The following is a 14422-nucleotide window of genomic DNA, read 5'->3' on the forward strand; positions in this document are numbered from 1 at the left end:
TTTAATTTTGTTGTGATGCTTCTTTTAATGCTGAAAATTTTGTGATTGCCTCTTCTGCATAATCACTTTCTTCAGTGTTAGGATAGTTTAAAATAATTTCATTTAGTTTATCCATAAATTCGGCTTCTCCTTTGGTTTTATAAAGAAGATGTGCTTTTAATAATTCAAATTTAGCCTCTATTTCAAGGCCTTTGAACTTATCAAGTCCGTCATTAACAGTTCTAAGGGAGTATTCAAAATCTTCTTCTTCATAGCACACGAAGGCAATTTTGTAAAAATATTCAGGACTATTGTCGTCATTGCTGCTTTCTAAAACGTTTTTAGGGTTTTTGATGATTTCTGCATAACGTGATCCTGGATAATTAGTAACGATATCATCTCTGTATTTATTGCTCATCTCGGTGTTAAAAAACTCATATGTTTTATAAAGATGGTATTTTACGGGTAAAATCAGATTTTCCTGAGGGTCAATTTCTAGAAATTTTTCAAAATCAACGGCGGCAATCTCATATTCTTTAAATTGTTCCTTATAGATGAGTCCAAGATTATAATAAGCATCATTTCTTGTTTGTGTAATGCTATCGAGAACTTTTTCACTTTTTGGGATTTGCTCTTTGTAATAGGCAACATTGAAAAGTAAACTCGTGTCAAGTTCAACTTTAGTTTCAGTTACTTCAATGTCAGAACTCAAGCCGACATTTTGAGAAATAAGCCAGAAATCTCCTAATGATCGATTGCCGTATTTGTTTTTAAATTCCTGTTTACCGAGCCCTACCAATTGTGCGTTGTAAAAATAGAACTTACCACCGTCATCGTAGTTGTTATTTGAGGTAGCGAATTCGCCCATACCCATATTGGCTCCAAACTGTTCTTTAGCGATTTGCTCAGCTTCATATTTGGCCTTGAGTTGTTCAATATAGCCTTTGAAATATATAGTACTTTCTTCCTCAGACATATTGGCTAATGTAAGGATACTGTCACTTTTTCTGGCTATATGTTCATAATAAATCACGTCATTAAGGCTTTCTCTTTTGCGAATTATTTTACGAATTCGCTTTGTATTCTGGTCAATGGGAATTTGCATAACACTATCGTAATATGCGCCTGCCATTTCAAAACTGGTTTTGTCGAAATAAAAATCTCCCAATCTTTCGTAGGAAAGGCTTTTTTGATAGGGTTTTTTAGTATTGTGAATCACAGAAAGTTCAAATAGTCCACGTGCCTGTTCGTAACTTTCATTGGCCAATGAAATGATACCAGCCTGATAGTAAAGTTCATCTAGATACGGCCTGTTATCTCTGTTCTTAATAAGATCTTGTAAAGTATAAACAATGATACTTGTGCTATCTGCATCTGAATAATTCTTGGCCCTTTCAATGGCGGCATGAACTTTATATTTTTGAGGAATATTTTTCATGTAGGTTAAAGATTCAAACACCATATTTGATGAATCAATTTTTTCCTGTTCTCTATAAATTTGACCAAGAATAAAGAGGTTTCTAGCTCCCTGATTTAGATCTGTTAAGTAGTATGTCGCTTTTTTCAAATGATCAACAACCAAATGAGTGCTGTCAATCTGAGTATAGGCCATGGCCATTGCAGTGTGTGCCTTTTCATATTCTTCATCCGTCAAACTGACATTTCTAAGAACTGATTTTAAAGTTTCAATTGCTAGTTTTTCATTTTGCAATCTGACATGAGCCTTGGCTTTCCAGATTTTAGTGTCTCGATATAAATTCGCATTGGGATAATTTTCAATGCCAAAAGTGAAAGCTTCAAGAGCTGGGATGAATCGTTGCAGATAATATCTCGATTTTCCTAGTAGCAAGTAGGCTTCATCAATTTGACTGTTTTTTTCATAACCATCAATTACCATCGAGTGCTTTTGAATAGATTTGACAGCTTTTTCTTCAGCTTTATCAAACCCTTGTGCTTCAGTGTCTTTGTTGACACTTTGGCCAGGTAATGGAATTATTTCTTCTTCAATTTTTAATGGCTCGATTGGAAGTCTTTCCCAAAAGTTGTCTTCATAAGAATCATCCAGCTGCATCTTGGCTTCATCAAATGCTATGTTTCCATTATACAGTACGTTGTATTTCGCAGACATAGAATGGCTCGTTCTACTCAAAAAAGTGTCTTTCTGAGTAGAACAGCTCATGACGAGTAAAATCGATCCGATGCAAAATATGATACGTTTGATCCCTTTTTTCAAAATTTTAGCCTTGGCTTGTCTTAATACTTTGGTAAACGACGGGGGTGGGGTAAAAGTACAAATTAATCATAAATTTTTGTGTTAAGAGTCCTGATTAATAAAAGACTTTGATTGAAATGTCGAAAAAATCTTAAAAGACCACCAGTTAATGAACATGTCTTTGTTAAATGAATCTATTATGTTGAGAAGAATTGCTCTAATTCCTTTAGGGTTTCATCCGAAGTCTTCAAATCTTTAATAATTTCACCTTTATTTAATACAACAATTCGCTCACAGACCTCCGTGATATGGCCAAGATCATGACTAGAAATCAAAAGCGTGGAGTGTGATTCAGCATTGATCTTTTTTAAAGTTTTTTTCAGCCGAATTTGTGTTGTAGGGTCCAGATTGGCAAAAGGTTCATCAAGAATTACAACTTCAGGCTGCCCGATTAAAGCAGCTACAATACCTGTTTTTTTTTGATTCCCTTTGGAAAGATCTCTCAGGTATTTTTTTTGACCGAGAATTTCATCGTTAAAAAGTTCTTCGAACTGATTTAAAAATGTAGTAAGGTCAACATTATTTACGCCTCGAAGTTTTGCAATAAAGTCAAAATATTCTTCAGGTGTTAAATATCCAATTAAGAAACTCTCGTCAATAAAGGCAGCAGTAAAAGGCTTCCAATCTTCACTAATATTTACTTTAATATCATTGTTTATTACCTGACCAGTGCTAGGCTTAATAAGGTCAAGAACCAAATTGAAAAAAGTAGTTTTTCCGGCTCCATTATTGCCTACCAGGCCAAAAGATTGCCCTTTGGGGATGTCAAGTGATTCGATATTAAGAACCGTACTATCACCATATTTTTTAGAAAGATCTGTTGCGTTTATCATAATTCATTAATTATCCTGATCAAAGGCATTGACCATGCTGTGTTTGACTTCGATATATTTTTTTGTGATGAACTTCATTAATACTTCATGAAATAGAAACCCTAGGATACCGAGACCTATAAGCGTTGCAATGCCAGTTTGAAAATTGACTAGTTTGTAACCGAGATAAAAGAATCCTAAAGGTAAAAGTAGCAGCGGAATACCTAAAAGCCATTGAACCGCACCTGTACCTTGATAGTTAAAAGCAGCTCTTTCGCTTAAATTGATTTTTTTTCTATTAAAAGACCCCGCATAAAGTAAGACATGTGTATTGATGCCAATGTTGTAAATCATGGCCGCAAAATGAATTAATAAAACTTTCCATCCAAAGTATACATAAGGAATACTCAGTACAAACATTAAAAATGCGCTACTGGCCATTAATAGATACTTTGACTGAAGGTAGTCTTTATAAGGTATATTTTGACTCATGAGTAATTTGTAGTAACCACTATCCCAGGCCGGAATAAATTGGCCAAAATTGATCAGAAAAATTCCTGTTACAAAAATTCCGACAAATACATACATGGCTGGCATGTCTTGATACTGTGGGTTAGGATAAAAGATCAGGCCATAAAACAAACCAAGGAGCACAATAAAGACTGAAGATCTGGGGCGTTTATTTCTCCAAAGCATTCTAAGATCTAATTGTAAGAAAGGAGCGCTATTGCCAAATCGATTGGTCCATGAAAGATCAGAGGATGAAACCACAGTCACTTTTGATTTCAGTGACTGATCAAGGTATAATTGTTTTTTAAGCATCCTAAAATTAATACTGTATAAAAGAGCTAAGATGCCCATAGGAATAAGTAAAAACAAGCTATTGGAAATGAGCCAATGCACAGCTAATGACAAGTAGTTGTCAAGTGCAATCAATTCAAAATGCGTAAGAAGATAAAGCAATCCGACCAAAGTTAAAATTGGCAGCATGGCCAGATCTGTAGATGCTGATTTACTTTCAATTATAAAATTGAGGAAGTTAATTATTAGTGTGCATATAAATAATAAGACCATCCAGTTCACGATAATAGCAGCGTCATATCCTTCTAGAAGAAGCGTGGTGCCAAGAGGAATTACTGTAAATAAAGGCAAAAAATTAAAAAATGACAAGACAGATTTACCCAGTACATAATGAACGATTTTATTTTTTTTAACCGGCAGCGTCAGTAGGGGTTTTATACTCATCACTGGTAACTTCTGAAAAAAGAAGCGCATGAGCAAATCCGCCAGAAACCAAAAAAACAGAAATTGGTTGACGGTATTAAAAGGATCCTTGTCTGGCATTTTCTCCTTTAATAAAGGGAAAAGTATGATACCCAGACCTAAAAAAACCAGAATGAAATAAAGTGCTACAAAAACCAGAATAATATTTAAGGCAACGCTTTTTTGCCAATAGGACGATCGAATGAACTGTTTCCATTCTAATCTAATAAAATCGGATACCATGGGGGTTAGTTTTGCTTATTGGTATCGCTAATTTAAAATTTGTTACGCAAATAGGCCTAAGAATATTCAAAATTCCCGTTAGGACCTGTAATAGTCAGCTTTTTTGAGTCAGCTTTTTCAACCCTTCCAACAATCTGAGCGTCTACTCCGAATGATTTGGAAATATTGATTAGGTCTTCGGCAATTTCAGCGGGAACATACAATTCCATTCTATGTCCGCAATTAAACACCTGATACATTTCTCTCCAATTTGTTTTTGACTGCTCTTGTATCAATTGAAACAAGGGTGGCACTTCGAACAAATTATCTTTTATGATATGCAGATTTTCGACAAAGTGGAGTATTTTGGTTTGTGCCCCGCCACTGCAATGCACCATTCCATGAATATTTTCTCTGTGTTTTTCTAACATTTTCATGATAATAGGAGCGTAGGTCCTAGTAGGTGATAAGACTAACTTTCCAGCATCTACAGGTACACCTTCAACCTTTTCAGTAAGTTTTACATTTCCTGAGTATACCAAATCTGATGGGACCGCTGCATCATAGCTTTCTGGATATTTTGACGCAAGATATTTGGCGAATACGTCATGTCGGGCACTTGTCAGGCCGTTACTTCCCATACCTCCATTATACTCCTTTTCATAGGTAGCTTGTCCGAAAGAAGCCAATCCAACGATAACATCTCCATCTGAAATATTAGCATTATCAATAACTTCGCTTCTTTTTAGCCTGGCAGTGACTGTTGAGTCAACAATGATGGTTCTGACCAGGTCACCCACATCTGCCGTCTCACCACCTGTGGAGTGTATTTTAACGCCAAATCCTTCAAGTTCTTTTAGTAATTCTTCTGTGCCGTTGATAATGGCTGAGATTACTTCTCCCGGAATAAGGTTTTTATTTCGCCCTATAGTAGAAGAAAGTATAATATTGTCAGTTGCTCCAACGCATAATAAATCATCGATATTCATAATCAAGGCATCCTGGGCAATTCCTTTCCAAACAGAAATATCACCAGTTTCTTTCCAATACATATAGGCCAATGAAGATTTTGTTCCGGCACCATCAGCATGCATTACCAAACAGTAGTCATCATCATTAGTAAGGTGGTCAGGTACAATCTTGCAAAAGGCTTTAGGGAAAAGTCCTTTATCGACATTTTTGATCGCTTTATGCACATCTTCTTTTTGAGCTGAAACCCCTCTTAGACTGTATCTGTTATCCTCAGTGCTCATGATTTTTTCTTTTTGTTCAATAAATATAAGTACTTTTTATTGTAGTCAATAATGGCCTTGCCTTTGATTAAAATGTCTGCACCAATTATTCCTTTTACAGGATTGGCTTCCTGCTTTTCAAGTGCCTTATTGATATGGCTGAGGTCAATCAAAATAAGTGATAACTTTTTGATTTTGAACTTTCCAAGATTGATCTCGTTTTTACTGGAAATTAAAGTGTCTATTTCACTAGGTCCGGCACCGCTCGCTTTATGTTCAGACTCTTCTGACATCAAATTAAAAAATTCAATATCCTCAGTTCCTACACATGACTTTGAAGCACCCGTGTCTAGAATGAAACTTCCCTTTACACCGTTAATCTTCGCTTTTATTTCAAAATGATTTGTGATGGTCTTTTTTAATTTAACACGTACATATCCTTGTTGAATCAAAAAATCTTTTAGGTCCTGCATAATTTAGATTACAGATTTAAATTGATCGAGAAATCTAACATCATTTTCATAGAACATTCTGATATCAGGAATTTGATAGAGTAGCATTGCAATCCTTTCTATTCCCATTCCGAAAGCATAGCCCGTATATTTTTCAGGATCGATATTTGCATTTTTTAATACATTAGGGTCTACCATGCCACATCCCATGATTTCAAGCCAACCCGTTCCTTTTGTAATTCTATAATCAGTTTCCGTTTCAAGACCCCAGTAAATATCTACTTCAGCACTTGGCTCAGTAAATGGGAAGTATGATGGTCTTAGCCTGATCTTTGATTTTCCAAACATTTCTTTAGTGAAATATAAAAGCGTTTGTTTCAGATCGGCAAATGAAACATCAGTGTCAATATATAAACCTTCAATTTGATGAAAGATACAATGGGCTCTTGCCGATATATCTTCATTTCTAAACACCCTGCCCGGAGAAATAGTTCTGATAGGAGGCTTGTTGTTTTCCATATACCTCACCTGAACTGATGAAGTATGCGTTCTTAAAAGAATGTCAGGATCTTGTTCAATGAAGAAAGTATCCTGCATATCTCTGGCCGGATGATATTCCGGAAGGTTGAGTGCTGTAAAGTTGTGCCAGTCATCCTCAATTTCAGGACCTTCTGATACATTGAATCCAATTCTTGAAAACACATCAATAATCTGATTTTTCACAATAGAAATTGGATGTCTTGCTCCTAATTCTAAAGGTTCACCAGGACGCGTAAGGTCACCATAAGTATTATTTTCTGCACCAGAATTGTCAAGGCTGTTCTTTAGCTCGTTGATTTTTTCAGTTGCGGCATTTCTCAACTGATTCAAAGATTGACCAATTTCCTTTTTCAAAGTAGGTTCTACATCTTTAAATTCTGAAAACAGCTGCTTAAGAAGGCCTTTGCTCCCTAAATACTTAATTCTGAATGCCTCGATTTTTTCAGCGCTATCCGTTCTAAAATCTTGGATATCATTTAAATGGTCATGTATTTTGTTCTTCATTACTCCAAATAAATTTAGATGGCAAATTTACATTTTTTTGTTGGATTCAGCTTCGAATGGAGGCAAATTTTAGGAGTCAATCAGGTCTTTTAAAACAGTTAATAAAGCAATGAAAATAAGTGGAAATAAAAGACCTATTCAGTAGTACATTATTAGGAATTTAATTATTTTTGCTATGAAAAAATCAAGTTATAATAATTTAAACCCTGTATAATTATGAACTCAAAAATTTTAGATGCCTTTATGGAAGAAGTTGGGGCACGAAATGGACATGAACTAGAATTCATGCAAGCCGTTCAGGAAGTTGCCGAAACGGTTATCCCATATATTGTAACCAAAGATATTTATCACGGTAAGAATATTTTAATGCGCATGGTTGAGCCTGAAAGGGCGATTACTTTTCGTGTGGCCTGGGTTGATGATCAAGGGGAGATCTGCGTCAATCGAGGATATCGTATTCAAATGAATTCAGCAATTGGTCCTTATAAAGGTGGGTTGCGTTTTCATCCAACGGTTAATATGAGTATTTTGAAATTTCTTGCTTTTGAGCAGGTGTTCAAAAACAGTTTAACAACATTACCAATGGGTGGTGGTAAAGGAGGTTCTGATTTTGACCCAAAAGGGAAGTCAGATAACGAAATTATGAGATTCTGTCAGAGTTTTATGACTGAACTTTATCGTCATATTGGTCCGAACACAGATGTGCCTGCGGGTGATATTGGGGTAGGAGGAAGAGAAATTGGTTATTTGTACGGAATGTATAAGCGTCTTAAGAATGAATTTACCGGAGTTCTTACAGGTAAAGGAATGTCTTGGGGTGGGTCTTTGATCAGACCGGAAGCTACAGGTTATGGAACTGTATATTTTGCAGAGAATATGCTAAAAACACGAAATGATTCAATGAAAGGGAAAACCGTTCTTGTGTCAGGTTCTGGAAATGTTGCGCAGTATGCAACTGAAAAGGCTACTCAATTAGGTGCTAAAGTAGTGACCTTATCAGATTCATCAGGATATATTCATGATGCTGATGGTATAGATGAGGAGAAATTAGCTTTTGTAATGGAGCTTAAGAATGTCAGAAGAGGACGTATCAATGAATACGTTAAGAAATATCCATCTGCTAAATTTGTAGCTGGTAATACTCCATGGAATGAGAAATGTGATATAGCGATGCCTTGTGCCACTCAGAATGAGTTAAACGGAGATGATGCTAAAGCATTATTGAAAAACGGATGTTTCGCAGTGAGTGAAGGCGCTAACATGCCGTCTAACTTAGATGCTGTACATACTTTTATCGAAGCAAAAATTTTATATGCTCCTGGTAAAGCTTCTAATGCTGGAGGGGTAGCTACATCTGGTCTTGAAATGAGTCAAAACTCATTGAGATTAAACTGGACCAGAGAAGAGGTTGATGGAAAGTTAAAAGATATAATGACCAATATTCATGATTCATGTATCAAATATGGTAAAGGTGAAGACGGGTATATAGATTACGTAAAAGGCGCTAACATTGCGGGCTTTGTCAAAGTGGCTGATGCCATGCTTGCTCAGGGTGTAGTGTAACGCTAATAGTTCACATCAAAAAAAACCTTTCATCTATGATGAAAGGTTTTTTGTTTTAAGAATGAATGCCTTTTATTTGGCATTTTTCATATAAGCTGCTAAAGCTTCAAGTTCTTCATCTTTAAGATCTTTTACAAAACCATCAAGGTTAGCTTTCATAATGGCCACCTGACCTGGGTCTGTTTCAACAATTGCTTCTTTATTGCCTTTTAAAAATTCTACCAGACTGGCATCATACTGGTCATATATTTTTACGATATCCTTTATTGAAGGGCCAACAATCTTTGCGTCAAGTTGGTGACAAGATACACAAGTCTTATCTGTAAAAAGTTTTTCTCCTAAAGCAATCATATCATTTCCTGCGGCTGGAGCTTCTTTAGCTTCTTCTTGAGGTGTTTCAATTTCTTTTTTAACGTCTTCTTTTTTTGTTTCCCCGCAACTAATTATAGTCAAGGAAAAGAGTGCAAATACGAAAAGTATTTTTTTCATGGTAAAAAATTTACTGGTTAAATTAATACTACAAATTTATTATAAAATTGGCAAATCTCTGCAAGTAAATCAAGATAATTAAGCTTAATAATTCTTATGCCCTACTAAGAATAAAATGTGTTAAATTTACGACATAATTAAAAGAGGATGATTGATAAACTAAGGATAGTAAAACAAAGATTCGATGAAGTTTCTGATTTGATTATCCAGCCGGATGTGATTACTGATCAAAAGCGATATGTCAGGCTGAATAAGGAATATAAAGACCTGAAGAAGATTGTTGATAAAGGTGAAGAATATACAGGCGCACTATCAAATATAGAAGAAGCCAATGAGATCATATCTGATGGTTCTGATGCAGAAATGGTTGAGATGGCGAAAATGCAGCTTGAAGAAGGCAAAGAGAAAATAAGTCAGTTGGAGGAAGAGATTAAATTCTTGCTAATTCCGAAAGATCCTGAAGATGCTAAGAATGTCATCGTAGAAATCAGAGCCGGTACCGGAGGCGATGAGGCAAGTATCTTTGCTGGTGATTTATATAGAATGTATACAAAGTTTGCATCTGATAGTGGCTGGAAAGTTGAGCTGGAAGATCTTAGTGAAGGGACCTCGGGTGGCTTCAAAGAGATTATTTTCAGTATTAGTGGGGAAGATGTTTATGGCACCATGAAGTTTGAATCAGGCGTTCATAGGGTGCAACGAGTTCCTCAGACAGAGACCCAAGGTAGAGTGCATACATCAGCAGCCACAGTAATGGTGCTTCCAGAGGCTGAAGAGTTTGATATTGATTTAAAGATGAGTGATGTAAGGGTAGATTATTTTTGTGCTTCCGGGCCAGGTGGACAATCTGTAAATACAACTTATTCTGCGGTGAGACTAACGCATGTTCCTTCAGGAATAGTGGCGCAGTGTCAAGATCAGAAATCACAGCACAAGAATAAAGATAAAGCCTTTAAAGTACTTCGAACAAGAATCTATGAAGTTGAGTTAGAGAAAAAATTGAAGGAAGACTCCCTGAAGCGTAAAACCTTGGTGGCAAGTGGTGATAGATCAGCAAAGATCAGAACCTATAATTATCCACAAGGAAGGGTTACCGAACACAGAATAGGACTTACCTTATATGATCTAAGTAATGTGATCAATGGTGATTTGCATAAAATTATAGAAGAATTGAAGCTTGAAGAAAATTCGGAGAAACTAAGAGCTACGGAAACCGACTTTTAACAGGGTTGATATTTGATATCTCTTCACAGCAAGACATAAAAAAACCTGAGGTTAAAGCCTCAGGTTTTTTTTATTATAAGCAAGAATTAATTTTTATTTTACTTTATCTACTACCGCTTTGAAAGCTTCCGGGTTATTCATCGCAAGGTCGGCAAGAACTTTTCTGTTCAATTCGATATTGTTTGCTTTGACTTTACCCATGAATTGCGAGTAAGACAGACCGTGCTCACGAGCTCCTGCATTGATACGCTGGATCCATAGACCACGAAAGTTTCTTTTGTTTTGTTTTCTGTCGCGATATGCATAAAGCATTGCTTTGTCAATTGCATTCTTTGCAACTGTATATACATTTTTACGACTTCCAAAGAATCCTTTGGCTTGTTTTAAAATCTTTTTTCTACGAGCTCTTTTGGCTACTGAATTTACTGATCTTGGCATGTTTTAAATTGTTTTTGTGTCAGGCAGATTTAAAAATCATTTTATGGGCACTAACACATGGTTTATAATTAATTACCTTTAAACCTCTTGGGTTTATTTTAACGCTAATTGTTGCTTGATGTTCGCTACATCAGATTTATGAACTAAACCTGCATGTGTAAGCTTTAATTTACGTTTCTTACTTTTCTTGGTCAAAATATGACTCTTGAAAGCGTGTTTTCTTTTGATCTTACCAGTACCCGTTAGTTTAAAACGTTTCTTTGCACTGGATTTTGTCTTCATTTTAGGCATCTTCTTCCTATTTTATTACTTGCTTATAATAATATTTTTCCTACTCCTTATTTCTTCTTTTTAGAAGCAATGAACATCGTCATTCTCTTACCTTCCAGTCTTGGCATTTGCTCCACTGTACCGTAATCTTCTAATTCCTGAGCCAATCTTAATAATAAAATTTGCCCCTGGTCTTTAAATACAATTGATCTTCCTTTAAAGAAAACATATGCTTTTAATTTAGCACCACTCTCCAAAAATTTGACAGCGTGTTTCTTCTTGAATTCAAAATCGTGTTCATCGGTATTCGGTCCGAATCTAATTTCTTTAACAATTACTTTAGTAGCCTTAGACTTTAGAGCTTTTTCGCGTTTTTTCTGTTCATAAAGAAACTTTTTGTACTCTATGATCTTACAAACTGGAGGTTTAGCTTTTGGAGAGATCTCTACAAGATCAAGATCCAGTTCATTTGCTATTTCCTGTGCCTTTCTAGTTGGATAGATACCTGTTTCAACATTATCTCCTACTAGACGTACTTCTGGAGCGTCTATTTTGCGATTTATCTTGTGTAAATCTTCTTTAATAATCCTCCAAGGTTTTCTTGCTCCTCTGTTTCTTCGAATTGCTATAGCTGTAAATTTTTAAAATCCCTAAGGGATTTGTTATACTTTAGAATTGTTGTAATGTTTTATCTATTTCAGTTTGGATAATTCCGGCAAATTCTTCAATTGAAAAGGAGCCTAAATCACCTTCACTATGTTTTCTCACTGACACCGTTCCGTCTTTTTCTTCATTCTCTCCGATAATTAGCATAAACGGAATTTTACTCAACTCTGCGTCTCTAATTTTCCTACCAACTTTTTCATTGCGGTTGTCAACGAGGGCGCGAATTTCGTGATTTTCTAGCAAATGTAAAACTTTTTTAGTATAATTCTCGTATTTCTCGCTGATTGGTAGTAAAATAACTTGTTCCGGCGTGAGCCATAGAGGGAAATTACCTCCAGTATGCTCGATAAGTATGGCAATAAATCTTTCCATTGAGCCAAAAGGCGCGCGGTGGATCATTACAGGTCGGTGCAATTGATTGTCTGATCCTTTATACGTAAGATCAAATCTTTCAGGTAAATTATAGTCTACTTGAATCGTTCCTAACTGCCAATTTCTGCCCAAAACATCCTTTACCATAAAGTCTAATTTTGGACCGTAAAAGGCCGCTTCTCCATATTCAATTACTGTTTTAAGATTTTTCTCCTTGGCAGATTGCATGATAGCATTTTCTGCTTTTTCCCAATTTTCATCACTACCTATATATTTCTCCTTATCATCAGGGTCACGAAGTGATATCTGCGTTGTGAAATCTTTGAAGCCTAAGGCGCTGAAAACATAAAGCACAATATCAATTACCGCGTTAAATTCTTCTATCAATTGGTCTGGTGTACAAAAGATATGTGCATCATCCTGTGTAAACCCTCTCACTCTGGTCAAGCCGTGAAGTTCTCCACTCTGTTCATATCTGTATACAGTACCGAATTCAGCAAACCTTTTTGGTAGGTCTTTATAAGAATATGGTTTTACATTATAAATTTCGCAATGATGCGGACAGTTCATCGGTTTTAAAAGAAATTCTTCATTTTCTTTTGGTGTATGAATAGGTTGAAAACTGTCTTCTCCATATTTTGCATAATGTCCTGAGGTGACATAAAGTTCCTTTTGACCAATATGAGGGCTGATGACCATTTCATAACCCGCCTTTTTCTGGGCTTTTTTTAAGAAATTCTCAAGTCTTTCTCTTAATGCTGCTCCTTTTGGTAGCCATAATGGAAGACCCTGTCCAACTTTTGCAGAAAAAGCAAACAATTCAAGTTCTTTCCCCAGTTTTCTGTGGTCTCTTTTTTTCGCTTCCTCTAAAAGAGCAAGATATTCTTTCAGTTCTTTTTGTTTAGGGAATGAAATACCATAAACTCTCGTCAATTGAGGTTTGGTTTCATCACCTCTCCAATAGGCACCAGCAACACTCATGATCTTAGTGGCTTTTATAATACCAGTATTAGGCACATGTCCTCCTCGACAAAGATCTGTGAAATCACTATGATCACAAAAGGTGATGTCTCCGTCAGTTAAATTTTCGATTAATTCAACCTTAAATTCATTGCCTTGGTCTTTATAATAAGTTAAAGCATCCTCTTTAGATACTTCACGCATTTCGAATTCGAATTTTTGTCTGGCAAATTCGAGCATTTTATCCTCAATCTTTTTAAAGTCATTTTCAGAGATTGTTTCATTTCCAAAATCTACGTCATAATAGAAGCCGTTTTCAATGGCTGGTCCGATCGTCAATTTGGCTTCCGGGTAAAATGAAAGAATAGCTTGAGCGAGCAAATGGGCAGATGAATGCCAGAATGCTTTTTTACCTTCAGGATTGTTCCAGGTAAAGAGCGTAAGGCTCCCGTCTGAAGTTAATGGTGTTTTAGTCTCAACAGTATCGTCGTTGAATCGGGCAGAAATAACATTTCTGGCCAATCCTTCGCTGATGCTTTTTGCAACATCCATTGGAGTTGAATTCTTTTCAAACTCCTTAATAGTACCATCTGGTAAAGTAATCTTAATCATGTGCTTAATTATAAGGAGGCAAAGATACATATCAGAAATTAAATAAGGAATAGAATGTGAGTCTATATTTGAGGCATTTTTTCAAATTTTTAAATACTTGGTATATATAATAGGTATAGGCTAAAATTCATCCTTAAAAATGGCTAAATCAAGTGTGAAATAATTGCAAATTTTTTACGTCAGAAACAACGGGTTATCAGCCTATTGCAAAAGTCATGAAAAAAATAGCAAAAAAAGTAAAGAAATAATTAGGTTGGTATTTATATTTGGTTGTATTTTTGCAGCCGCTTAAAAACGGTAATAGTACTGTTTTCAAAGCGAAGTTCAAGTTGAAATAAAGCCCCAAAAGACCATCGAAAAAATATTTTATTTTTTATTAGGTGGAAAGAAAAAAAGGTTTTATTTTTGCAGCCGCTTTGAGAAGTAGATAAGAAGATGTTGAAGGGAGAAGAGCGAGAAAGAGAATAAAAGTTCATTGAAAATATTGAAGATTGACAGCGTAACAAAGAGAGTAAAATTATTTGTTTTAGTTTGTTAAATTTATTTAGCAGA

General features: G+C 35.6%; 14 protein-coding genes. 2 read left to right on the top strand and 12 right to left on the bottom strand.

What is annotated here, in order from left to right; genetic code table 11:
• Position 1: 1 nt before the first annotated feature.
• The 6 genes from porW to pheS form a co-directional block, all read right to left on the bottom strand.
• Positions 2-2158: a type IX secretion system periplasmic lipoprotein PorW/SprE gene (gene porW / locus QWY87_RS04475; RefSeq protein ID WP_494337524.1), complete on the bottom strand. Its 2157-nt coding sequence runs from the start codon at positions 2156-2158 to the stop codon at positions 2-4.
• Positions 2159-2388: 230 nt separating this feature from the next.
• On the bottom strand, positions 2389-3084 hold the full coding sequence (locus QWY87_RS04480; protein WP_290288730.1) for an ABC transporter ATP-binding protein: 696 nt from the start codon (positions 3082-3084) through the stop codon (positions 2389-2391).
• A gap of 6 nt (positions 3085-3090) precedes the next feature.
• Positions 3091-4569, bottom strand: coding sequence for a DUF5687 family protein (locus QWY87_RS04485; RefSeq protein WP_290288732.1), 1479 nt, complete (start codon positions 4567-4569; stop codon positions 3091-3093).
• A 56-nt stretch (positions 4570-4625) separates the two neighbouring features.
• Positions 4626-5801, bottom strand: a complete 1176-nt coding sequence (locus tag QWY87_RS04490; protein WP_290288733.1) for an AIR synthase related protein — start codon at positions 5799-5801, stop codon at positions 4626-4628.
• Positions 5798-6253, bottom strand: coding sequence for a retropepsin-like aspartic protease (locus QWY87_RS04495; protein WP_290288735.1), 456 nt, complete (start codon positions 6251-6253; stop codon positions 5798-5800). Before QWY87_RS04495 ends, QWY87_RS04490 begins: the two co-directional genes overlap by 4 nt.
• 3 nt (positions 6254-6256) lie before the next feature.
• Positions 6257-7276: a phenylalanine--tRNA ligase subunit alpha gene (gene pheS, locus QWY87_RS04500; protein ID WP_290288736.1), complete on the bottom strand. Its 1020-nt coding sequence runs from the start codon at positions 7274-7276 to the stop codon at positions 6257-6259.
• Positions 7277-7492: 216 nt separating this feature from the next.
• Here pheS and gdhA point away from each other — a divergent pair, with 216 nt between their 5' ends.
• On the top strand, positions 7493-8839 hold the full coding sequence (gdhA, locus tag QWY87_RS04505; RefSeq protein ID WP_290288738.1) for an NADP-specific glutamate dehydrogenase: 1347 nt from the start codon (positions 7493-7495) through the stop codon (positions 8837-8839).
• A gap of 72 nt (positions 8840-8911) precedes the next feature.
• Here gdhA and QWY87_RS04510 read toward each other — a convergent pair whose 3' ends face one another.
• On the bottom strand, positions 8912-9328 hold the full coding sequence (locus QWY87_RS04510) for a c-type cytochrome (protein ID WP_290288740.1): 417 nt from the start codon (positions 9326-9328) through the stop codon (positions 8912-8914).
• Positions 9329-9475: 147 nt separating this feature from the next.
• Between QWY87_RS04510 and prfA the strand changes: the two genes are divergently transcribed.
• Complete coding sequence (gene prfA, locus QWY87_RS04515; RefSeq protein WP_290288745.1) at positions 9476-10552, top strand: peptide chain release factor 1; 1077 nt, start codon at positions 9476-9478, stop codon at positions 10550-10552.
• A 93-nt stretch (positions 10553-10645) separates the two neighbouring features.
• On the opposite strand, the gene rplT is transcribed toward prfA, so the two are convergent.
• The 5 genes from rplT to QWY87_RS04540 form a co-directional block, all read right to left on the bottom strand.
• Positions 10646-10990 carry a 50S ribosomal protein L20 gene (rplT, locus tag QWY87_RS04520; protein WP_290288750.1) on the bottom strand — a complete coding sequence of 115 codons (345 nt, stop codon included), beginning with the start codon at positions 10988-10990 and terminating at the stop codon, positions 10646-10648.
• 93 nt (positions 10991-11083) lie between these two features.
• Positions 11084-11281: a 50S ribosomal protein L35 gene (rpmI, locus tag QWY87_RS04525; RefSeq protein WP_290288755.1), complete on the bottom strand. Its 198-nt coding sequence runs from the start codon at positions 11279-11281 to the stop codon at positions 11084-11086.
• A 47-nt stretch (positions 11282-11328) separates the two neighbouring features.
• On the bottom strand, positions 11329-11844 hold the full coding sequence (gene infC / locus QWY87_RS04530; protein WP_290288766.1) for a translation initiation factor IF-3: 516 nt from the start codon (positions 11842-11844) through the stop codon (positions 11329-11331).
• 85 nt (positions 11845-11929) lie between these two features.
• Positions 11930-13870 carry a threonine--tRNA ligase gene (thrS, locus tag QWY87_RS04535; protein WP_290288758.1) on the bottom strand — a complete coding sequence of 647 codons (1941 nt, stop codon included), beginning with the start codon at positions 13868-13870 and terminating at the stop codon, positions 11930-11932.
• Between the two features lie 260 nt (positions 13871-14130).
• On the bottom strand, positions 14131-14422 hold a 292-nt coding region (locus tag QWY87_RS04540; protein ID WP_290288760.1), incomplete at its 5' end, for a hypothetical protein.

Source organism: Lutimonas halocynthiae (assembly GCF_030409835.1).
In the GTDB taxonomy this organism is placed as follows: domain Bacteria; phylum Bacteroidota; class Bacteroidia; order Flavobacteriales; family Flavobacteriaceae; genus Lutimonas; species Lutimonas halocynthiae.